This window comes from Micromonospora sp. NPDC005707, assembly GCF_040631005.1.
Lineage (GTDB): Bacteria > Actinomycetota > Actinomycetes > Mycobacteriales > Micromonosporaceae > Micromonospora.
In genome coordinates, this window is sequence record NZ_JBEXYR010000015.1 from 140443 (window position 1) to 161305 (window position 20863).

At 74.6% G+C, this 20863-nt stretch carries 24 protein-coding genes; 10 read left to right on the forward strand and 14 right to left on the reverse strand.

The genetic code is table 11. The features are described 5' to 3' along the window. Nucleotides 1-21: 21 nt before the first annotated feature. The gene (locus ABZ452_RS26230) at nucleotides 22-777 is read left to right on the forward strand and encodes a hypothetical protein (RefSeq protein WP_357948083.1); all 756 of its coding nucleotides are present in this window, start codon (nucleotides 22-24) and stop codon (nucleotides 775-777) included. On the opposite strand, the gene ABZ452_RS26235 is transcribed toward ABZ452_RS26230, so the two are convergent. Beyond that, on the reverse strand, nucleotides 726-2315 hold the full coding sequence (locus tag ABZ452_RS26235; protein ID WP_357948165.1) for a phospholipase D-like domain-containing protein: 1590 nt from the start codon (nucleotides 2313-2315) through the stop codon (nucleotides 726-728). The two genes, ABZ452_RS26230 and ABZ452_RS26235, sit on opposite strands and share 52 nt — an antisense overlap. Nucleotides 2316-2452: 137 nt before the next feature. Here ABZ452_RS26235 and ABZ452_RS26240 point away from each other — a divergent pair, with 137 nt between their 5' ends. Then, entirely contained in the window at nucleotides 2453-2581 is a 129-nt protein-coding gene (locus ABZ452_RS26240) for a hypothetical protein (protein WP_255474581.1), read from the forward strand. A 51-nt stretch (nucleotides 2582-2632) separates the two neighbouring features. Here the strand turns inward: ABZ452_RS26240 and ABZ452_RS26245 are convergent, their stop codons facing one another. After that, nucleotides 2633-3619: a pirin family protein gene (locus ABZ452_RS26245; RefSeq protein WP_357948087.1), complete on the reverse strand. Its 987-nt coding sequence runs from the start codon at nucleotides 3617-3619 to the stop codon at nucleotides 2633-2635. A gap of 11 nt (nucleotides 3620-3630) precedes the next feature. Further along, on the reverse strand, nucleotides 3631-4113 hold the full coding sequence (locus ABZ452_RS26250) for a MarR family transcriptional regulator (RefSeq protein WP_357948090.1): 483 nt from the start codon (nucleotides 4111-4113) through the stop codon (nucleotides 3631-3633). A 126-nt stretch (nucleotides 4114-4239) separates the two neighbouring features. Between ABZ452_RS26250 and ABZ452_RS26255 the strand changes: the two genes are divergently transcribed. Beyond that, entirely contained in the window at nucleotides 4240-4824 is a 585-nt protein-coding gene (locus ABZ452_RS26255) for a DUF1684 domain-containing protein (protein WP_357948093.1), read from the forward strand. Between the two features lie 51 nt (nucleotides 4825-4875). Here the strand turns inward: ABZ452_RS26255 and ABZ452_RS26260 are convergent, their stop codons facing one another. Further along, a complete protein-coding gene (locus ABZ452_RS26260; protein WP_357948095.1) occupies nucleotides 4876-5463 on the reverse strand; it encodes a general stress protein in 588 nt (195 codons plus the stop codon). Between the two features lie 108 nt (nucleotides 5464-5571). On the opposite strand from ABZ452_RS26260, the gene ABZ452_RS26265 reads away from it, so the two are divergent. Both ABZ452_RS26265 and ABZ452_RS26270 read left to right on the forward strand, forming a co-directional pair. After that, on the forward strand, nucleotides 5572-7407 hold the full coding sequence (locus ABZ452_RS26265; RefSeq protein WP_357948099.1) for a glycoside hydrolase family 15 protein: 1836 nt from the start codon (nucleotides 5572-5574) through the stop codon (nucleotides 7405-7407). A gap of 66 nt (nucleotides 7408-7473) precedes the next feature. Then, a complete protein-coding gene (locus tag ABZ452_RS26270) occupies nucleotides 7474-7974 on the forward strand; it encodes a metallophosphoesterase (protein ID WP_357948102.1) in 501 nt (166 codons plus the stop codon). A gap of 1 nt (nucleotide 7975) precedes the next feature. On the opposite strand, the gene ABZ452_RS26275 is transcribed toward ABZ452_RS26270, so the two are convergent. Continuing rightward, on the reverse strand, nucleotides 7976-8200 hold the full coding sequence (locus tag ABZ452_RS26275; RefSeq protein WP_357948105.1) for a DUF3072 domain-containing protein: 225 nt from the start codon (nucleotides 8198-8200) through the stop codon (nucleotides 7976-7978). A gap of 103 nt (nucleotides 8201-8303) precedes the next feature. On the opposite strand from ABZ452_RS26275, the gene ABZ452_RS26280 reads away from it, so the two are divergent. Both ABZ452_RS26280 and ABZ452_RS26285 read left to right on the forward strand, forming a co-directional pair. Further along, complete coding sequence (locus ABZ452_RS26280) at nucleotides 8304-9251, forward strand: FAD-dependent oxidoreductase (RefSeq protein ID WP_357948168.1); 948 nt, start codon at nucleotides 8304-8306, stop codon at nucleotides 9249-9251. Between the two features lie 66 nt (nucleotides 9252-9317). Beyond that, nucleotides 9318-10373, forward strand: coding sequence for an anti-sigma factor RsbA family regulatory protein (locus ABZ452_RS26285; RefSeq protein ID WP_357948109.1), 1056 nt, complete (start codon nucleotides 9318-9320; stop codon nucleotides 10371-10373). Here the strand turns inward: ABZ452_RS26285 and ABZ452_RS26290 are convergent. From ABZ452_RS26290 to ABZ452_RS26300, 3 genes are all read right to left on the reverse strand, one after another. Continuing rightward, a complete protein-coding gene (locus ABZ452_RS26290) occupies nucleotides 10323-11618 on the reverse strand; it encodes a cation:proton antiporter (protein ID WP_357948112.1) in 1296 nt (431 codons plus the stop codon). The genes ABZ452_RS26285 and ABZ452_RS26290 overlap by 51 nt on opposite strands. Before the next feature lie 64 nt (nucleotides 11619-11682). Then, entirely contained in the window at nucleotides 11683-12444 is a 762-nt protein-coding gene (locus ABZ452_RS26295; RefSeq protein ID WP_357948114.1) for an HAD family hydrolase, read from the reverse strand. Between the two features lie 40 nt (nucleotides 12445-12484). Further along, nucleotides 12485-14623 (reverse strand): SpoIIE family protein phosphatase, encoded by a 2139-nt coding sequence (locus ABZ452_RS26300; protein ID WP_357948118.1) that lies wholly within the window; start codon nucleotides 14621-14623, stop codon nucleotides 12485-12487. 200 nt (nucleotides 14624-14823) lie between these two features. Between ABZ452_RS26300 and ABZ452_RS26305 the strand changes: the two genes are divergently transcribed. Then, nucleotides 14824-15687: a hypothetical protein gene (locus tag ABZ452_RS26305; RefSeq protein WP_357948122.1), complete on the forward strand. Its 864-nt coding sequence runs from the start codon at nucleotides 14824-14826 to the stop codon at nucleotides 15685-15687. 58 nt (nucleotides 15688-15745) lie between these two features. Here the strand turns inward: ABZ452_RS26305 and ABZ452_RS26310 are convergent, their stop codons facing one another. Next, entirely contained in the window at nucleotides 15746-16108 is a 363-nt protein-coding gene (locus tag ABZ452_RS26310) for a DUF6401 family natural product biosynthesis protein (RefSeq protein ID WP_357948124.1), read from the reverse strand. A gap of 164 nt (nucleotides 16109-16272) precedes the next feature. Between ABZ452_RS26310 and ABZ452_RS26315 the strand changes: the two genes are divergently transcribed. Beyond that, the gene (locus ABZ452_RS26315; RefSeq protein ID WP_357948127.1) at nucleotides 16273-16719 is read left to right on the forward strand and encodes a hypothetical protein; all 447 of its coding nucleotides are present in this window, start codon (nucleotides 16273-16275) and stop codon (nucleotides 16717-16719) included. Here the strand turns inward: ABZ452_RS26315 and ABZ452_RS26320 are convergent, their stop codons facing one another. Then, entirely contained in the window at nucleotides 16720-16929 is a 210-nt protein-coding gene (locus tag ABZ452_RS26320; protein WP_151462117.1) for a hypothetical protein, read from the reverse strand. A gap of 177 nt (nucleotides 16930-17106) precedes the next feature. On the opposite strand from ABZ452_RS26320, the gene ABZ452_RS26325 reads away from it, so the two are divergent. Further along, the gene (locus ABZ452_RS26325) at nucleotides 17107-18342 is read left to right on the forward strand and encodes an MFS transporter (RefSeq protein WP_357948130.1); all 1236 of its coding nucleotides are present in this window, start codon (nucleotides 17107-17109) and stop codon (nucleotides 18340-18342) included. A 36-nt stretch (nucleotides 18343-18378) separates the two neighbouring features. Here ABZ452_RS26325 and ABZ452_RS26330 read toward each other — a convergent pair whose 3' ends face one another. From ABZ452_RS26330 to ABZ452_RS26345, 4 genes are all read right to left on the reverse strand, one after another. Then, on the reverse strand, nucleotides 18379-18642 hold the full coding sequence (locus ABZ452_RS26330; RefSeq protein ID WP_254331147.1) for a hypothetical protein: 264 nt from the start codon (nucleotides 18640-18642) through the stop codon (nucleotides 18379-18381). Nucleotides 18643-18742: 100 nt separating this feature from the next. Next, on the reverse strand, nucleotides 18743-19204 hold the full coding sequence (locus ABZ452_RS26335) for an SRPBCC family protein (RefSeq protein WP_357948134.1): 462 nt from the start codon (nucleotides 19202-19204) through the stop codon (nucleotides 18743-18745). Nucleotides 19205-19258: 54 nt separating this feature from the next. Then, nucleotides 19259-19675 carry a DUF2795 domain-containing protein gene (locus ABZ452_RS26340; RefSeq protein ID WP_357948137.1) on the reverse strand — a complete coding sequence of 139 codons (417 nt, stop codon included), beginning with the start codon at nucleotides 19673-19675 and terminating at the stop codon, nucleotides 19259-19261. Nucleotides 19676-19761: 86 nt separating this feature from the next. Then, a complete protein-coding gene (locus ABZ452_RS26345; RefSeq protein WP_357948139.1) occupies nucleotides 19762-20736 on the reverse strand; it encodes a YihY/virulence factor BrkB family protein in 975 nt (324 codons plus the stop codon). Nucleotides 20737-20863: the final 127 nt, after the last annotated feature.

Sequence of the window (20863 nt, forward strand, 5' to 3'; positions counted from 1 at the left end):
GTACACGTCTACGGAGGCACCGTGCTGGATCCCGCCGCTCCGCAACTCGTCGTCAACGCCCGGACCCTGCTGTTCAGCTGGGTCCCGGCGGACCCCGACGCGGTCGCGGCGCTCGTACCGGCCGGCCTCCGCCCGCGCCCCGACCGCCAGGTGTTCCTCTGCCAGTACGTGGTGGACGACGAGAGCCAGACCTCCGGGTTCGGCGCGTACTCGCTGACCTTCCTGGGTGTCTCGCTCGCGGACGAGGATCCGCCCGACGGCGAGACGCCCGGCGGCTGGTGGACCCACTACCTCGCGTCCAGCCCGCGGGTCCGGCAGTACGCCTCGGCCCGGGGCGCTCCGGCCGTGCCGGGGGAGACCCTTGTCGACGTGCGGGGCGGGCGACTCACCGCCGAGACGTGGGCCGACGGGCGGCCGCTCATCCAGGTGACCGCCGAGGTCGGGCACACCGGCACCGAGGCGCACAACGGCCATCACCGCTACCTCACCGCCCGCGACGGCGACCTGATCGTCGCGGACTACCCGTACGTGGCCGAGCCGGTGTCGCCGTTCGAGGTCGAGTCGGTGGAGTTCCTCGCCCCGGAGCACCCGGTCTACGCGCTCCGGCCGGCCAACCCCCTACAGGTCTGCTGGGGCTTCTACTCGCCCCGGGTGTCGTTCGCGTACCCGGCCCGGCCGGACGCGCTGGACGAGCCGCTGCCCACCGGCGAGCCGGTCGCGGCGGCTCACCAGGTGCCGGCGCGCCGCGCCCGCAGCGGCCTGCCGTCCGGGTCGTAGACCAGCCGGTACGCCGGCAGCGCCCAGAGCCGCGTACGCCAGGGCAACCGCTCCGGCCGGTGCGGTCGCAGCCGCCCCGGCGGCCGGGGCCCGACCCGCCCGGACTCGTGCCACCGCTCCAGCTCGGCCGCCGCCGAGGTGATCGCCGCGACCGCGTCCGCCGGGTCGAGCAGGTCGTGGTCGGCCCCGCCGTCCGGGTCACGGTCAAGATGCTCCCGCCACAGCCGCAGCCGCAGCTCCCGGGCGAACACCCGGGCGCCGTCGCCCAGGCCCGCCGGGTCGGTCGGGGCCCGCTCGTCCCGGGTGTCGTCCAGCACGGCGCAGGACAGCTCGCTGTCGTGGGTCCACGAGCGGCGGTTGAAGTTGTCACTGCCCACGCTGGCCCACACGTCGTCCACCACGCAGACCTTCGCGTGCACGTAGACCGGGGTGCCCTCGTGGTTCTCCACGTCGAAGACGTGCACCCGGTCGGGGGCGGCCCGGTGGCAGAGTTCGAGGGCCTGCGACCGGCCGACCATGTTCGGCGGCAGCGCCAACCGGCCGTCCACGTCCGGGTGCCGGGGTACGACGGCCACCAGGTGCAGGTCCGGCTGGTCGCGCAGGGCCCGGGCGAAGAGGTCGGCCACCTCCGTCGACCAGAGGTACTGGTCCTCCAGGTAGATCAACCGGCGGGCCCGCCGGACCGCCTTGGTGTAGCCGCGGGCCACCGTGCGCTCGCCGTCCGGGGCGAACGAGTAGCGCGGGCGCACCGCCGGATAGGTGCGCAGGACCTGGACGTGCTGCGGCCCGCACGGCGGCGGGTCGGCGGGCTGGTCGGGCAGCGGGTCCGGGCTCAGGTCCGAGCCGCGCAGCCGGTCCCGCAGGTAGGCCATGGGGTTCTCCGAGTCCAGCGGCATGGGGTCGGTCCACCGCTCCCGGAAGGTGGTGTCCAGCGCGCCGACCACCGGGCCGCGCAGCGCGAGCTGGACGTCGTGCCAGGGCGGGTGCGGGCCGTACCGCGGGGACATGGCGACCGCCTGCGGGTCGCCGCCGTGCGCCGCGTCGTCCCGCCGGCTGTGGCAGAGGTCGATCCCGCCGGCGAACGCGACGTCCCGCTCCGGGGCGCCGGGGTGGCGCAGCACCACCAGCTTCTGGTGGTGCGAGCCGCCGCGGCGGACCCGCTGGTCGAGCAGCACCTCCCCGCCGGCGGCGCGGATCACCTCGCTGAGGTCGCGGTTCTCCTCCTCGCTGTAGGAGAGCGCGTCGAGGTGGGAGCGCCAGACGAGGCCCTTGACCACCACCCCGCGCTGGGCGGCCCGGGCGAACAACTGCACCACGGTGGGGCCGTCCGGCCGCATCCGCTCGTCCGGGTCCCCGCGCCAGTCCGTGAAGAAGAGATGGTCGCCGGCCACGAGGTGATCCACCTCACTGACCAGCCGGTCGAAGTACGCGCCGCCGTGAATCAACGGCTCGACGAGGTTTCCGCTCGTCCAGACGGGTAACTCAGACCCCGGGTTGGCGCGTTCCTGTGCGGAGAGGAACCAGTCCCGCATCGTCACGTTCCAGCCTCCCGAGGTCGACATCGTCCTCACGGTAGGACCCCCGGCACGGCCCCGCACGCCGACCGTCCCGGTCGGCGGGGTGCTCGCGGGGGGTGCACCGGACCCCTGGATCGCGAAACCGAGGAGGCCACAGCATGCCCGCCGAGACGCCGAACACCGTGACCGAATACCGCGAGCAGGCGGTGGAGGGGGAACGGGGTGCGCTGGTGGCGGTCCTGTTGATGGTGATCCTCGGGGTGGCCGGCATCTTCGCCGTCTCCTGAGACCGGCGACGGGCGCCCCGGCGAACCGGGACGCCCGTCGGACGGAGCGGGTCAGGGGCGGTCGCCCTCGCCGCCGCTGTGCGGCAGCCGCTCGGCCGGGATCACCCCGAGCCGGCCGGCCTGGTAGTCCTCGACCGCCTGGACGAGCTCGGCGCGGGTGTTCATCACGAACGGGCCGTAGTGCGCCACCGGCTCGCGGATCGGCTGGCCGCCCATGATGTAGAGCTCCAGCGCCGGGGTGTTGGCGTCCTGCCGCTCGTCCGCGGTGACCCGCAGCGCGTCGCCGGGCCCGTGCACGGCGAGCTGGCCGAGGTGGACCGGCCGCCGGTCGGTGCCCACCGTGCCCCGGCCGGCCAGCACGTAGACCAGCGCGTTGAAGTCCGGCCGCCAGGGCAGGCTCAGCTCGGCCCCGGGCTGGAGCGTCACGTGCGCGATGGTGATCGGGGTGTGGGTCGAGCCGGGACCCTGGTGCCCGGCGATCTCGCCGGCGATCACCCGGATCAGCGCGCCGCCGTCGGGCGTGGTCAGCAGGGCCGACTCCCGGCCGCGGATGTCCTGGTAGCGCGGCGGGTTCATTTTCGCCACCCGGGGCAGGTTGACCCAGAGCTGGAGGCCGTGGAACAGACCGCCGCTCATCACCAGGTGCTCCGGCGGCGCCTCGATGTGGAGCAGGCCGCGACCCGCCGTCATCCACTGGGTGTCGCCGTCGGTGATGGTGCCGCCGCCGCCCTGCGAGTCCTGGTGGTCCATGATCCCGTCGATCATGTAGGTCACCGTCTCGAAGCCCCGGTGGGGGTGCCACGGGGTGCCTTTCGGCTCGCCCGGCGCGTAGTCGACCTCGCCCATCTGGTCGAGGTGGATGAACGGGTCCAGCTCGGTCATCGGGACGCCGGCGAAGGCCCGGCGGACCGGGAAGCCCTCGCCCTCGTAGCCGCTCGGCGCGGTCGTCAGCCGGCGGACCGGACGGTAGGTGGTGGACTCGCCGAGCTCCGGCAGGCGGGGCAGGACGAGGACGTCGTCGACGGTGATCGCGGGCATCTCGGGTCTCCTTACTTGTCGGCCGGGGTGGACGACGCGTCGCGGTCGGCGCGGAGGCGCCGGCCGAGTCGCTCGAAGACCCGGGTGAGGCAGGCGACCTCGGCGTCGTCGAGGTCGTCGATCAGGTGGGTGCGCGCGGAGCGCCGGTGGTGCGGAGCGGCCTCGCGCAGCGTCAGCAGCCCGGCGGCGGTGAGCACCGCCTCGCTGCCGCGCCGGTCGTCCGGGCAGGACTCCCGGGCCACCAGGCCGCGCTTCTGCATGGAGGAGATCTGGTACGTCAGCCGGCTCGGCGAGAACACGAGCCGGCCGGCCAGCTCACCCATCCGCAGCCGCTGCCCGGGCGCCTCGGAGAGCAGCACCAGCACGTGGTAGTCGGCGAAGCTCAGCTCGCTGTCGGCGCGCAGGTCGTCCTCGAGCTGGGTGAACAGCCGCTGGCTCGCCTCGATGTAGGCGCGCCAGCAGGCCAACCGCTCGGGGTCCAGGCTGTCCGTCATGGCTACGAGAGTAGCACTACTTAAAATTTAAACAACCCCTCCACCGGCGAGGTGAGCCGCGCAACAGTGCTGACGTACAGCGGTGATTTTCGAATCTGAACCAAAGCGTCGGGCTAGGGTCGGAGGGTGGATGATCTCGACGTGCAGGACTGGCGTGAGCGGGTGGCGCGGCTCTACCTCTCCGACCTCGACCTGGCCGCCTTCCGGGCGGCCCGGGACGAGCTGTTCCGCGACCACCCCAGCAGCCCCCTGCCGGCGGCCGACCGGCCCGGCTTCACGGGGCTGCGCTGGTTCCCGCCCGACCCGTCGGCGGTGGTCGAGGCGCCCCTGCGCCCCGCCTCCGGCACCGAGAGCATCGACACCGGCGGGCCCGACGGCGTCGTGCGGTACCGGCGGGTGGCGGTCGCCGAGACGCCCTGGGGGCCACTCACCCTGTGGTGGATCGAGGCGTACGGGGGCGGGCTGTTCCTGCCGGTCCGCGACGCCACCTGCGGCGCCGAGGCGTACGGCGGCGGGCGCTACCTCACCGACACGGTGAAGGGGACCTTCGGGCGCGGCCTGACCGTGCTGTCCGGCAACCGGGTCCGCCTCGACGCCAACTACCTCTACAACCCGAGCTGCGCCTACGACGACCGGTGGGCCTGCCCGCTGGCCCCGCCGGAGAACCGGGTCGACGTCCCGATCCGCGCCGGCGAGCGGTCATACCACTGACCGCGTGACGCCCCGGCGCGACGGGCGCGCCGGGGCGTCGGGACCGGCCGGTCAGCGGGCGGTGGCGCCGGTCGGGGTCAGGTGCATCCGGCCGAGCAGCTGCCGGGCCTGTTCGGCCACGTCCGCGTCCACCGTGACCGCGTACTGGCTGGCCCGCAGCGAGCTGGCCGAGGTGAAGTCGCGCTGGCCCCCGGTCATGGCGTGTGCCACCGCGCCGAACACGGCACCCCAGATCGCGCCGATCACCAGGCCCACCAGGATCACCGCGATCCAGTTGCCCGCCGTGAAGATGCCGAAGAGCAACCCGATGAACAGGCCGAACCACGCGCCCGTGCCCGCGCCGACCAGGGCGGCCCGGCCCGTGGTCAGCCGCCCCATCACCGTCTCGACCAGGGTGAGGTTCGTCCCCACGATCGCGGTGCGTTCCACCGGGAACCGGTTGTCGGCCAGATAGTCCACCACCCGCTGGGCGGACGGATAGTCCGGGTACGACCCGATCGTGACGGTCGGCGGGCCGGCCTGCGGCCCGTGTCCGTCCCCGCTGGGCGGCAACGGGCGGCCGCCCGGACCGGACGGGAGGTTGTCGCTGCCCGGCATCCCGGGCCGCCAGGCCGCGGTCGGACTCGAGGGACTGGTCATGAGCTCCTCCTTCGTCAACCCGACGCGTTCCCACCCCCGTCGGGCGGTAACGCGCCCGTCCGCACCAATGGCGGCGCATGGCGACCGCCGGGCCGGGTAGCCATCCCCGTGCGGACCGGACGGATCAGCGAGCACGGTTTCCTCGCCGACGGGCACAGCGCCGCCCTGGTCGACCGGGCCGGCGCGGTCAACTGGTGGTGCCCGCCCCGCTTCGACGGACCGTCGGTGTTCGGCCGGCTCCTCGACGACGCGGCCGGGCACTGGAGCATCCGGCCCGCGGGCGAGTTCACCAGCACCCGGTCCTATCTGGACGACACGCTCGTGCTGCGTACCGTCTTCACCACCGCGACCGGGACGGCGGCCGTCACCGACGCCCTGGCGCTGGAACCCGGCGCGCGCGGTCACCGGATCGGGCTGCAGTCACCCCGGGTGCTGGCCCGGGTGGTCGAGGGGCTCAGCGGCGAGGTGCCGATGCGGGTCGACTACGCGCCCCGCTTCGAGTACGGCCGGGTCAACGCCTACCTCACCGAGACCGACGGGGTGATCGGGGCGACGGCCGGCGCCTGCCGGCTGGAGCTGCGCGCCAACGTGCCGTTGACCTGCGGCGAGGGCGCCGCGTCCGGGCGGTTCACCGCCCGCCCCGGCAGCACCCACCACTTCACCCTCGGGTACGCCCCGACCTACCGGGCCGGCGCGCCGGCGCTGCCCGACGCCGACCAGGTGCTGGCCGACGCGGTCGCCGGCTGGCGGTCCTGGGCCGACCTGCACGACTACCACGGCGACTATCGCGATCTGGTCCGCCGCAGCGCGATGGTGGTGCAGGGGATGACCTACGGGCCCAGCGGGGCGGTGGTCGCGGCGGCCACCACCTCGATCCCCGAGAAGCTGGGCGGCGACCGCAACTACGACTACCGGTTCGTCTGGCTCCGCGACTTCAGCCTCACCCTCCAGGCGCTCTGGCTGGCCGCCTGCCCCGACGAGGCGGACCGGCAGTTCAGCTGGGTGGCGCGGGCGATGGGCCGGATCGGCGACGAGCCGGTGCCGATCATGTACGGCGTCGAGGGCGAGCGGGACCTCACCGAGCACGGCCTCGACCACCTCGCCGGATACGCCGGCAGCCGGCCGGTCGTGATCGGCAACGAGGCCTGGCGGCAGCGGCAGACCGACGTGCTGGGCGAGGTGCTCGACGCGGCGTGGCTGATGCGGTACTACCTCGACCCGATGTCCGCCGAGGTGCGGCAGCTGCTGCACGACCTCGCCGACCAGGCGGTGGGAGAGTGGCGCCGGCCCGACGCCGGGATGTGGGAGGCGCGCGACGTGGAGCGGCACTACGTGTCGTCCAAGGTGCAGTGCTGGACCGCGCTGGACCGGGCCGTCCGGTTCGGCACCCGCATCGGCGAGCCCGCCGACGTGGCGCGCTGGGCGGCCGCCCGCGACGAGGTGCGCGCGGCGGTGCTCCGCCGGGGCTGGAATGACCGGGTCGGGGCGTACACCGGCGCCTTCGACTCCGACGAGCTGGACGCCTCGGTGCTGATCATGCCGCTGGTGGGCTTCCTGCCCGCCGCCGACCCGCGGATGCGCGCCACCATCGACCTGATGGAGCGCCAGCTGTCCCGCAACGGCCTGCTGCGCCGCTGGGACGGCGACCCGGCGGGCTTCCTGATCTGCTCGTTCTGGCTGGCCGCCGGCCTGGCCGAGGCCGGCGAGCTGGACCGCGCCCGCCGGCTGTTCGCGCAGCTCGCCGCGCGGGTCAACGACCTCGGCCTCTACGCCGAGCAGATCGACGAGGCCACCGGCGAGCAACTGGGCAACTTCCCGCAGGCCTTCTCACACATCGGCCTGATCAACGCCGCGGGCCGGATCACGGCGGCCGCCGGGCGGCTCGGCGGCCGGACCGGCGCGCCGGCCGGGCCGACCCACGAGATGGAGGACCAGGGCGCCTGAGCCCGACCCGGTCCTGGTGGGGGCCGCCACCGCGACAGCGGGCCCGGCGGCGGGCAGGATCGGGGGATGGAGCTGGTCATCATGGCCGACACGCACGTGCCGAAGCGGGCGCGGGACCTGCCCGAGCCGCTCTGGGCGGCGGTCGAGGCCGCCGACGTGGTGCTGCATGCCGGCGACTGGGTGGACGTGTCGCTGCTGGACGCCCTGGAGGCCCGGTCCCGCCGGCTGGTCGGCGTGTACGGCAACAACGACGGCCCGCCGCTGCGCGCCCGGCTGCCCGAGGTGGCCCGCGTCGAGCTGGACGGGCTGCGGGTCGCCGTGGTGCACGAGACCGGGCCGAAGACCCGCCGGGAGGAGCGCTGCGCCGCCGCGTTCGGTGACTGCGACCTGCTGGTGTTCGGGCACTCCCACATCCCGTGGGACACAGTCGCCCCCGGCGGCCTGCGGCTGCTCAACCCCGGCTCACCCACCGACCGGCGGGCCCAGCCGCACGCCACCTACCTGACCGCGCGGGTGGCGGCGGGGCGGCTCGACCGGGTCGAGCTGCACCGCCTGCCCCCGCGCTGAGTCATCGGCCGCGACCGGTCTCCGCCTGGAGCTCGTCGATGCGGCGGGACGCCTCGGCCTTGGTCAGCCCGTCCGGCACCTCCTCGCCCGCCTCCCGGGCCAGGGTGTGCAGGTACGACTCCTGGGCCGCGGTCGGCGGCTCGTCGCCGGTGACCCAGTCGTCCGGGTCCTTCACGGCGGCGTCCGGGTTGACGTTGTCCCTGCTGCCGTTGCTGCGCTCGGCCATGATGATCACCTCTCCCTCGAACAGGTGTACCACTACCCCCGTGGCGCGGTCTTCATGCCGGCCGCCGCCTACGATCATCTGCGTGACTGCGGACCGGGCGGGTGTGGTGGTGGTCGGCGCGGGCATCGCCGGGGTGGCCTGCGCGACCGAGCTGGCCCGGGCCGGCATCCCGGTGGAGGTCCGGGAACGGGCCCGGGTGACCGGCGGGCGGATGGCCACCAAGCGCTTCGAGGGCCGCCCCGCCGACCTGGGCGCCGCCTACTTCACCGTCGACGACCCGGACTTCGCCGCGGTGGTCGACGGGTGGCGGGCCGCCGGCCTGGCCCGGGAGTGGACCGACACGCTCGTCGCGTACGGGCCGCGGGGGCGCGAGGACGTGCCCGGCCCGATGCGCTGGGCGGCCCCGCGAGGGCTCCGCTCGCTCGTGGAGCACCTGGCCGGTGACCTGCCGGTGGCGCACAACCGCCTGGTCATGACCGTCGAGCCGGGCCCCCGCGTGGACGGCCGCGCCGCCGGGGCGGTCGTGCTCGCCATGCCGGGCCCGCAGGCCGCCCTGCTGCTCGACCCCGCGCTGGAAGCGGCCACCCGGGCGGTCGCGGCCCAGCGCTGGTCCTCCGCGCTGGCCGGGGTGCTGCGCTTCCCGGCCCGCCGCTGGCCGGACTTCCGGGGCGCGTTCGTCAACGAGCATCCGGTGCTGAGTTCGGTCTGTGACGACGGCGACCGGCGCGGCGACGGCGCCCCGGTGCTGGTCGCGCACACCACCTCCGGGTTCGCCGCCGGGCACCTGCTCCAGCCCACCGCCGCCGGCCCGGCGATCGAGCAGGCCGTCCGCGACCTGTTCGGCCTGCCCGAACCGGCCGAGCTGACCCACGTGCACCGCTGGACGTACGCGAAACCGGCCGCCGGCGGCGACGGCGGCTACCACCTGGACGACGACGGGATCGGCCTGGCCGGCGACGCCTTCGGGCGGCCGCGGGTGCAGGGCGCCTGGCGCTCCGGCCGGGACCTGGGCCGCGTCCTGGCCGCCCGGCTCATGGCGGACCGTGGCTGACCGGTGCCACTGCGCGCAGGCGGCTCGTCACCCACGGGTATCCTTCGTCGGGGAGGTGCACGGGCAGTGAGCGGCGCCGGCAGTCGGCCGGGGAACGGCAGGACCGGCGTCGACCGGTCGCCGTTCCCGGAGGATGGGCTGCGCCACGACGCCCTGTTCTACGCCGACGACCGGGACTACCGTGCCGCCGTGGGCGGGTTCGTCGAGGCCGGACGGGCAGCCGGCGAGCCCGTGCTGGTCGCCGTGCCCACCCACCGGCTGTCCCTGGTCCGGCCGCTGCTCGACCTGCTCGACGGTGTCGAGCTGGCCGACATGGCGGTGATCGGGCGGAACCCGGCGGCCATCATCCCCACCACGCTGCGGAGTTTCGTCCACCGGTTCCCGGGCCGCCGGGTCCGCGTCGTCGGAGAGCCGCTCTGGCCCGGCCGGCGGGCGGCCGCGTACCGGCACTGCGTCGAGCACGAAGCGATCATCAACCTCGGCCTCGCCGACCAGTCGATCACCGTGCGCTGCCTGTTCGACCGGTCCCGGCTGCCGGCCCGGGCGCTGGCCGACGTCGCCCGGACCCACCCCTGGCTGGTCAGCGGGGGAGTGGCCCGGCCCAGCGCCGGCTACCGGCCGCCCCGGTCGGTGCTGCGCCGGCTGGCCCGCCCGCTGCCCCCGCCGCCCGGTGACGCGCTCGCCGAGCCCGTCCGGCCGGAGCGCCTGGGGTCGCTGCGCGCGGCGGTGGCCGCCGTCGCCGAGGCCGCCGGGCTCGCCGCGGAACGCGTCGACGACCTGCGGATCGCCGTCACCGAGCTGGCCTCCAACGCGCTCACCCACGGCGCCGGGCCGGCCACCGCCCGGTGCTGGGCCGCCGCCGGCCACCTCGTCTGTGAGGTGAGCGGCCCGGGTGAGCTGACCGATCCCCTGGCCGGCCGGATCCCGCCGCCCGCGACCGGCGTGCGTGGCCGGGGCCTGCTGCTGGTGCACCGGCTCTGCGACCTGGTGGACGTGCACGTCGCCGACGGGATGACCACCGTGCGGGTGCACCTGGAGCTGCCGGCCGCCCGGCTGGTGCCGGCGCCCCGGTCAGCCCCGGACGCCGTCCAGGGCGGGTTCGTCCGTCCGGCCCCGCTCTGAGGCGTCCCGGGTCCGCTCGCCGGCACGGTCGAGCAGTTGCATGACCGGGGTGGCGGCGATCCCGTGCACCACCACCGAGACCACCACGACCAGGCCGACCGTCGCCCAGACCACCTCCGCCTGCGGGAACTCCGTCTTGCTGGTGGCGTACGCCAGGTAGAAGAACGAGCCGACGCCGCGGATGCCGAACAGCGAGATCACCCAGTGCTCGGCCGGGCGGCCCGGCGCGCCCCGCAGTGACAGCCAGCCGGCCAGCGGCCGGATCACGAACACGAGGGCCAGCCCGACCAGGGCCGCCGGCCAGGTCAGCGGGGCGAGCAGCCCGCCGATCACCGCACCGCCGAGCAGCAGCAGCAACAGCACGGTGAGCAGCCGCTCGACCTGCTCCGCGAAGTCGTGCAGCACCGAATGGAACTCGTGGGTGCGTTCCGCCGCGCGAATCGCCCGGGCGGCCACGAAGACGGCCAGGAAGCCGTACCCGCCGACCACCTCGACCAGCCCGTACGCCAGGAAGGTCGCGGCGAGGGCCAGGAAGCCCTCGGCGTGCCGGGCCAGTCGCAGGTTGCTCGGGGCCCGGAAGAAGAGCTTGCCGAGCAGCCAGCCGACGAGCAGCCCGCCGCCCACCCCGACGGCGAGCTTGTAGAGCACGTCGACGGCGAGCCAGTGGGCCAGCCAGTCCGCCGGGGCGAGGCTGGTGGTGGCGATCGCGATGGCCGCGTACACGAAGGGGAAGGCCAGCCCGTCGTTCAGCCCGGCCTCCGAGGTGAGCGCGAAGCGCACCTCGTCCTCCGAGTCCTCCACGTCGGTCGGCTCGCCCACCTGCACGTCGGAGGCGAGCACCGGGTCGGTCGGGGCGAGCGCGGCGCCCAGCAGCAGCGCCGCGGCCGGCACCAGGCCGGCCCACCACCAGCCGAGCACCGCCACCGCGGCGATGCACAGCGGCATGGCCACGGCCAGCAGCCGCCAGGTCGACGACCAGCGCGCCCAGCTCAACGGCCGGTCGATCTTGAGGCCGGCGCCCATCAGCGCGACGATCACGCCGACCTCGGTGAGATGGGTGGTCAGCTCCGGCCAGCGCAGCGGGTCCGGGGTCGGCAGCCCGGTGGGCAGCACGAACACCAGCATGCCGAGGCCGAGAAAAGCGATCGGCATCGACAACGGCCGGTGCTCCAGCACCCGGGGCAGGATCCCTGCCAGCAGCGCACCGACGCCCAGCAGGGCGAACGCGACATCGACCGGTTCCACGGCACCACCCTTCCGCCGCCCACGGTGCGGGCAGGTGGTCACCAGTGCCCCGAAGCGGTGCCGGCTATGCCTCCGTGTCCGTCTTCTCCCCGGTGGGACCGGTCACCGTGGCACCGGCGCGGCGCGGGGCGCGAACCGACCTCGTCGGATCGGTGAGGGCGGCGATCGCGCTGTCGGCGAGACCGTCCAGCAGGGCGGCCGGGTCGTCGTAGACGGCCACCGCGCCCGAGCCCGCCAGCTCGCCGCGGCTGGTGCCGCCGCAGGTCAGACCGATGCAGGGCACGTCCAGCTTGCCGGCGGCGGCGACGTCCCAGACCGAGTCGCCGACGAACACGACCCGCTCGGCGGCCAGCCCCGACTGGGCCAGCGCGGCCGCCAGGATGTCCGGCGCCGGCTTGCTCTCCTCCGCGTCCGCCGAGGAGGTCACCGTGTCGATCACGTCGTCGGCGTCGAGGGCGGCCCGCAGGGCGGCCACCTCGTGCTCGGCCGCCGAGGTGGCCAGCACCACCCGCAGCCCGCGGGCCGCGCAGGCACGCAGCAGGTCCACCGCCCGGGGCAGCGGCACGAGCCGCTCCCAGTACTCGGTGTACAGCGCGTCGTGGGTGTCGCGCAGCTTGCCGTCCGCGTCCCGGTCCCGCTCGGCGCCGAGCAGGTGGTCGAGGAGCTTGTCCGAACCCATCCCGATGGCCCGGTGGATCCGCGCCATGGGCACCCGGTGATCGCCCTGGCGGAGCGCCTCCCACCAGCTCACCGTGTGCAGGTACGTGGTGTCGACCAGGGTGCCGTCCACGTCGAAGAGGACACCGCAGCGGTTGTCGTCAGGCATGGCACCCTCCTACCCGTCCGGGTCGGCCCCGACGCGCGACTCACCCGGACGGGATGAGGATCTCGAACCAGACCGTCGAACCGCGCACCGTGGGGTCGGTGCCCCAGGCGTCGCTCAGCTCCTCGATCAGCCCCAGCCCGCGGCCCCGGCTGCTCAGCGTGTCGGTCTGCGCCCGGGTCACCTGCCCCCGGGTGCCGGAGTCGGCCACCGAGACCAGCAGGCGCTCCGGGCTCAGGTCGATCTCGACCCGGGCGGCGGTGCCGGCGTGCAGCAGGGCGTTGGTGGTCAGCTCGCTGGTGCAGAGCACGGCCGCGCCGACCACCGCCTCGGGCACCTGCCAGTCGGTGAGCTGGGCGGTCATCCAGTGCCGGACCCGGCTCGGCGCGGTGGGCTCGGCCGGCACCTCCATGCCGGCCGACCGGCTCGGCTTGACCGCGTGTTCCACGGCCAGCACGGCCACGTCGTCCTCGGTGGCACCCGGAACCGCGGCGGTCGCCACCGCGCAGAGCGCCCGCGGGTCGCCGCTGCTGGCGGCGGTCACCGCCGCGCCCAACCCGGTCAGGCCGGCGGTCAGGTCCTGCCAGCGCCGCTCCACCACCCCGTCGCTGAACAGCAGGAGGGTGTCGCCGGGGCGGAACGGCACGGTCACCGTCCGCGGGTGGCAGCCCAGCCCCAGCGGCGGCGCGGGCGGCACCTCGACGTACTCGGCGATCGGCTCGCCGTCGGTGGGGCAGCGCCGGATCAGGGGCGCGGGATGGCCCGCGCTGGCCAGGGTGACCTGCCCCCGGTCGGCCTCGATCACCCCGAACACCACGGTCACGAAGAGCTCGTGTGTGCCGCCCTCGGTGCCCAGGCTGGCGACCAGCCGGTCCAGGCCGCCGAGCACCGCGTCCGGCCGGGGGTCGGAGAGGGCCAGCGCGCGCAGCGCGGCGCGTACCTGGCCCATCCGGGCGGCGGCCTGCACGTCGTGCCCGGCCACGTCGCCGAGGACCACGCCCAGCGCGCCGGTGGGCAGCACGAACGCGTCGTAGAAGTCGCCACCGGCGGCGTTGCCGTCGACGCCGGGGTCGTAGCGGGCGGCGATCCGCAGCCGGGGCAGGTCGGGCAGCTGCTCCGGGAGCATGCTGCGCTGCAACAGCTGGGCGGTGCCGTGCTGGGTCTCGAAGCGGCGGGCCCGCTCGGCGGCCTGGCCGACCAGCTCCGCCGAGGCGGCGAGCAGCGCCCGTTCCGCGGGTGACCAGGGGTGCGCGGCCTGGTAGCCGACGGTCAGCGCGCCACGGATGACGGTCGAGCGCAGCGGCAGCGAGGCCATCGCCCGGATCTTCTGGTCGTGCCGGTCCGCCGCCGTGTCCCGTAGCGGCTGGCCGTCGGCGACGAAGGACGACACCCCGCTGCGTGCGGTCACCGCGATCGGCAGGGCGGAGTCGGCGGGCAGCCGGCGCCACAGCGGCGGCAGCCGCTCGTCGGCCTCGTCCAGCAGTTCGCCCCGGACCCGGCGGACCATCCGCCAGGCGGAGCCCTCGTCGACCGTGAACGAGACCCGGTCGGCGTCGAAGGAGTGCAGGCAGTAGCGCAGCGTGACCCGCGCGACGTCGTCCAGGGTGAGGGTGCCGGACAGCGCCGCCGCGAAGTCGCTCAGGCTCTGCAACTGCTGGGTGACCTGGGTGGTCTGGGCGGCCACGGTGAGCACGCCGATGATCCGCCCGGTGGAGTCGCGGACCGGGGAGTAGCCCCGGGTGAACACGGCCGGCTCGGCGGAACCGGCACGGTGCCGGTCGACCGGCAGCACCGCCTCCCGCTCCAGGTAGGGCTCACCCCGCCGGTAGACCCGGCTGACCACCTCGCCGGCGGCGGGGTCGTGCCAGAGGTCGGCGAACACCTCCGCGGCCGGCCGGCCGAGCGCCGCCGGGTGCCGGTCGCCGATCAGCTCCGCGTACCCGTCGTTGTAGAGCAGGACCAGGTCCTCGCCGTAGAGCAGGGCCATCGGCACCGGGGACGCGAGGACCAGGTCGACCACGGCACGGACCGCCGGATCCCAGCCGTCCGGCGGGCCGAGCGGCGTGGCCGCCCACGGGTGGGCCAGGACGGTGGCCGCGCCGGATCCGGTCGCGCCCGGTCCGGCGCCCGCTCCCGGGGTGGGGGCTGATGGCGTGGGGACCCGCCCGACGGTGCCTGGCATGAACGCAGCCTAACCGGAGCCTGGCGGTCGGGTTTCGATCACGCGCGCGCGTCGGCCGCCGAGTGGTCCGATCGCGGGTGTTGGTGCAGGTCACGGGTGGTTCGCCCGGTCATGTCGGGAAATTGCCCCGGGTCGGCTCGGCGTGCTGCCGACGCGACCGGGTATGCGGGCGGCGCAGTTCACGCGACAGGAGGGACAACATGCCGAAAACCCTCGCGGTCGGGCAGGCCGACATCGGTGACGCCCTGACCGATTTCTGGAGGTCGGTGCTGCTCTTCATCCCGAGGGCCATCGCGTTCATCGCGATCCTCGTGGTGGGCTGGCTCATCGCCCGAGCCGTACTCAAAATCGTGGACGCGGCACTGGAACGGGTGGGATTCGACCGAGCCGTCGAACGTGGCGGCATCAAACGCGCGCTCGAACGCACGAGGTACGACGCCAGCGACATCCTGGCCAAGTTGGCCTACTACGCGGTCCTGCTGTTCACCCTGCAGTTCGCCTTCGGGGTGTGGGGACCCAACGCGATCAGTGACCTGATCCGGGGTGTGGTGTCCTGGCTGCCGCGGGCCTTCGTGGCGATCGTCATCGTGGTCATCGCCGCCGCCATCGCCAACGCGGTGCGGGACCTGGTCTCGGGCGCCCTCGGTGGGCTCTCGTACGGCCGGGTGCTGGCCGACCTGACGGCGGTCTTCATCCTGGCGCTCGGCGTGATCGCCGCGCTGAACCAGGTGGGCATCGCCACCACGGTCACCACGCCGGTGCTCATCGCGTTCCTCGGCACCATCGCCGGCATCCTGGTCATCGGCGTTGGCGGTGGTCTGGTGAAGCCGATGCAGAACCGCTGGGAGGGGTGGCTCAACCGGGCCGCCGAGGAGTCCCGTGCGTTCCAGCAGCAGCGCCAGGCGCAGGGCGCCGGCCGCAGCGACTACGAGCGGCAGATGGCCGACCGGGGCGGCCAGCCCAGCCCGGCCATGCCGCAGTCGTCGATGTCGGGGGCGCAGGGCACGTACCGGTCCGGCAACGCCGGAGACGAGACGCAGCAGTTCCGCCGGCCGAACGGCTGAGCACAACGGGGCGACGAGGGTGTCCGCGGGGCGAATCGCGGGCACCCTCCGCCGTGTCTCAGGCCAGGTCGCGGGGGTCCAGCGCGCGGGTCAGCAGGCAGACCGCGAGCAGGCGGGTGAGCAGCCAGTCCGGCTCCGACCAGTCGACCGGCTCGACCGGCGGCTGCCAGCCGTGCTCCCGTGCCGCGTCGCGCACACCCTCGGCGTATCCGGCGAGCGCCGCGACGGTCAGCAGGCGGCGGTCGCCGTCCAGGCTGTCGCGGACGGCGGCGGCGTGCTGGTCGACCGCGGCGAGCAGGCCGGGGTTGGCGGCGGCCGCGGCGAGGCCCGTGGTGCCGACAGCGGCGGTGAGCGTGGTGAGGCTGGACCTGGCGGCCACCGCCGCGGAACGGGTCGCCACCCGGTTGTTCGGCACACGCATGGTGACCGAGGCTAGCCCTGCCGGGAGCGGGGCGGCCTCGGCCGACCGGCCGATGCCCGGGTCGTCCGGGCGATGCGCGGCCTCGCCCGCCGGGATTGAGCGGCGCGCCGCGGGGCAGAAGGGATACCGCGCAGACCGCGCACGCGACCCCGCGGAGGAACGGAATGGGACAGCAGGTGGACGGACCGGACCAGGCGCACCGCCGGCCGGCCGGCGTGAGTGACGCCACGGTCGAGGCCCTGGGCAAGCTCAGCGAGGCGCTGGAGTGCGTCGAGCGGGCCCGGGGGCACCTCTACTCGCTGCACCAGCTGATCGGGCACGCCGACCTGATGCTCGACGACGCCGTGGAGCTGTTCCGCTCCGCCGGGCACCCGGAGCTGGCCGCACGGGTGAAGGAGGACCTGCTGGGCCGCAACGTGATCGCGGGACGCTGGACCTTCCAGATCGTCGAGGACTTCGACGACGGCTACTACGCGCTCTTCCGGGAGCTGGACCGGCGGGCCCGCGAGGAACTGGTCGGCGGCCGGCGGCACCTCTACGAGGCGGAGATGAAGGAACGCCGCCGCAGCCCGGGTCGGCCGGGGCACGAGGCGCGCCCCGCCGAGGGCTGATCAGTCGGAGGAGCGGGCCTGCGCCGTGCGGCGGACGCCGTCGTCGGCGACGATCACGGTCGCCACCATGAGCGCCACCACGAGGCTGAACAGCCAGGAGCTGTCGTCGACCAGCTTGGCGGCGACGGGGGCCTGGATCGCGGCGAGCAGGAAGCCGAGCCACGCCAGGCGGCGCTGACGCTGGGAGAGGAAACCGGAGCCCTGTTGCATCCCGAAAGTCTTACGCGGGGCAGGGGCATCGCCGTCAGCCGTTCGGCCGATTCTGGATGGGCTGTCCGTTTTCCCGACCGTCCGTATCGCACTTTTTGTCGTTTCGGCTGAGTTCGGCGCCAGGGTGGCCGGCCCCGGTCGTCCGGGACCGGCACGGGCTGGGCAGTATGGGGTCTCGTGTCCCGCGCCCCCGCTCCGCCCCGCCCGGCCCTGCTGCTCCTGGCCTACCTGGCCTTCGTTAGCCTCGGGCTGCCCGACGGCCTGATCGGGGTCGGCTGGCCCTCCATCCGGCTCGACCTGGGCGTGCCGACCGAGGCCGTCGGGGTCGTGCTCACGGCGGGCACGGCGGCCTACCTGACCTCCAGCGTGCTCGCCGGGTTCACCCTGGCCCGGCTCGGCGTCGGCTGGCTGCTCGCCGGCAGCACCCTCCTGGCCGGCGTCGCCCTGACCGGGTACGCGTCCACCCCCGCGCTCGCCGTGATGGTCGGCTTCGCGCTGGTGCTCGGGCTCGGCTCCGGGGCGATCGACGCCGGGCTCAACGCATACGCGGCCGCCGCCTTCGGCCCCCGGCACATGAACTGGATGCACGCGTTCTTCGGGCTCGGCGTGGCCATCGGGCCGCTGATCATGACCGCCGTGCTCGGCGCCGGCCTGAGCTGGCGCTGGGGGTACGCCCTGGTCGCCGCCGCCCAGCTCGTCCTGGCCGCCGCGTTCGCGTTCACCGTGCGGCTCTGGCGCGGCGGCCCGCCGGCCGGCGCGGCCCTGCCGCCGGACCCGATCGCGCCGCAGGTGGTGCCCGGCGAGCCCGCCGGGGCCGGGCCGGCGCGGCCCACCCCGATCGGTGCGACGCTGCGGCTGCCGGCCGTGTGGCTCGGCGGGGCCGCCTTCGCCGTCTACGTGGCGATCGAGGTGTCCACCGGCCTGTGGGCGTTCCTGCTGCTCACCGAGGGACGACGGTTGTCCGCCGCGGTGGCCGGGCTCTGCGTTTCCGGCTACTGGGGGAGCCTCTTCGTGGGGCGGGTGGTGCAGGGGGTGGTGGCGGAGCGGCTGGGCAGCGCCCGGGTGCTGCGGGGGAGCCTGCTCGGCATGGCCGGGGGAGCAGTGCTCATCGCGCTGCCCGCCCCGGGCTGGGTGACCGTGGCCGGCCTGCTGGTGGTGGGTTTCGCGGCGGCGCCGGTGTTCCCGCTGCTCACCCTGACCACGGCGGAACGGGTGGGCCCCGACCACGCGGACCGGACCATCGGGCTGCAGATCGGCGCGGCCGGCCTGGGCGCCGCCCTGGTGCCGGCCGCGGTCGGGGTGCTGCTGGCCCGGGTCTCGGTGGCCGCGCTCGGCCCGACGCTCGTGGTGCTCGCGGTGGCGCTCGTCGCCCTGCACGCCGCCGGCGCCCGGCAGGCCCGCCGGGCCGGCTGAACCCCGGGCGAGCCCTCCGGCCGCCCGGGGACGGGCTCACATGTTGTCGGGGCCGGTCCGGCCGGTGGTCGACGGCCGGTACGCCCGGTCCGCGTCGGTCATCTCCCGCCGCTCGGCCTCCGGGCCGGCGCCCCGGTCCACCGCCTCCGGTCCGTGGCCGAACGCGGACTCCTCGCCGGCGTCGTTGCCCGTGACGTCGTCCGCCTGCCCGTCGAGGGACGACCCGGCGAGCGCGCGGTCCAGCTCGCGCAGGGGAGTGCGTTCCTCGTCGCGCCACACGTGGCTGTCGTTGTCGGTCATTCCCCTGCGGTACCCGGGCCGGATGATCGCAAACGGCCCCGGACACGGCGATGGCCGCCGGAGCACCGGCGGCCATCGGGGTCCGTGTTTCGGGGGACGATCAGGGGGTCGGCCGGTCGACGGTGCCGCGCCAGGCGCCGGTCTCCTGACCGCGCCGCTCGATGAACTGCTTGAACCGCGCCAGGTCGCCCTTGGCCCGGCGGTCGACCACGCCCAGCTTGTCGCCGGCCTTCTCGACCGCACCCTGCGGCTCGAACTCCATCTGCAGTGTGACCCGGGTGTTCGCCTCGTCCAGGCGGTGGAAGGTCACCACACCGGCCTGCTGGGTGCCCCCGGTGGAGCGCCAGGCCACCCGCTCGTCGGGCAGCTGCTCGGTGATCTCGGCGTCGAACTCGCGCTTCACGCCGGCGATCTCCACCGTCCAGTGGGTCATCGTGTCGGAGAGCTGCCGGACCTCCTGCACGCCCTCCATGAAGTGCGGAAACTCCTCGAACTGCGTCCACTGGTCGTACGCGGTGCGGACGGGTACGGCCACGTCCACGTGCTCCATAACGCCACTCATGTCAGTGTTCCTCCTGTCCCGCCGGTGTTGCTCGCGGACCGTGGGCCGGTCCGCTCACCAGCGCGTCGTCTCGTTCTTGTGCCCGAGCGCGGCCCACACCTCGGAAACCGTCTGGTAACTGGTGCCCTCGGGAAGTCCTTCCAGGGCGGCGACGATGTCGGCGGGCGCCTGGTTCTCCCGCGCGTTGGCCACCAGGGTGTCGCGGTCACCGGGCAGGGCGCTCATGGTGATGAACCGGCCGAGCCGACTACGCTCCTCGACGTCGTCCATGCTCATGCCCTGCGGGTTGCCGCCGCGGCTCGCGCCGGCCGTCACCGTCTTCGGCTCCGGCTGGTCCTCGCCCGCAGGCTCCGGCTGGCGGAACTCGTCGACCCGCGAGCCTCCGGTGCCCGGCCCCTGGACGAGGCCGCTCACCTCGCTGCTCATCTGCTCGTCGACTCTCGGTGAGTGCTTGCTGCTGCCACGCTCCATGCCGACAGACATGCCCGAGGGGGCCGCCGGTAAACCGGCGGAGGCCGGTCGAGCCGGTCATCGGCCCCCGAACCGGGCCAAGCCGGTCAGGATTCGGCCGGGGCGCGGGGCGGCAGCACCGGCTCGCTCGGGTCCTCGACGCCGGCCTGCATCACCCGGCCCCGCTGGAGTTCGGCGTTGACCTGGACGCCGAGCATGAGCGCGCAGTTGGACAGGTAGAGCCAGACCAGGAAGGCGATGACCGCGCCCAGGCTGCCGTAGGTCACGTCGTACGAGCCGAAGTTGGCCACGTAGAGGCCGAAACCGAAGGAGGCGAGCACCCAGGCCAGCAGGGCCAGCGCGCCGCCCGGGGTGAGCCAGCGGAACCGGGGCTGCCGCACGTTCGGGGCGATCCAGAACAGCAGGGACAGCAGGGTCATCGCCACCAGCGCGAGCAGCGGCCACTTCGCCACCGTCCACACCTGGCGGGTCAGCCCGCCGGCGTGCAGCCGGTCGCCCACGAAGTCGGTGATCGGGCCACTGACGATCAGCCCCAGGGCCACCACGGCGAGCAGCACCAGCGACACCCCGGCGAGCCCGATCTGCACCGGCCGCAGCCGGTAGAAGGGCCGCCCCTCCTCGACGCCGTAGATAGCGTTGGAGGCCCGGGTGAACGCGCCGATGAAGCCGGACGCGGACCAGAGCGCGCCGAGCAGACCGAAGCTGAGCAGGACCTTCGCCGGGCCCCGCTGCTCCACCACGCCGCGCACCACCGCGACGAAGGCGTCGTTGCCCACCACCGAGCCGGCGCCGATCTCCCGGGCCAGGTCGATCACGGTGTCCACGGTGCGCGGCCCGTCCGAGACCAGCCCGACCAGGGCGACCACCACGATGGTCGAGGGAAAGAGCGCCAGCACCCCGTAGTAGGTGAGCGCGGCGGCCCAGTCGGCGCAGTTGTCCTTCACGAAGCTGCGCCCGGCGCGGACCAGCACCCCGCGCCAGGTGGCCCAGCTCAACTGGCGTACCCGCCGGGGGATCCGGGCCCGCTGCCGGCCGCCGGCCGCCGCATCCGTCGCCGTCATGACCGCCTCCTCCGCACCGCCGGCGCACCTCCGGCAGGTGGCCCGGGCGGTACCCCGCGGGGGAAGCCGACAAACCGGTGCCGGTTTGCCCTGGGCGGGGGCGGGAATTCGTAGTGGATCCCACGGA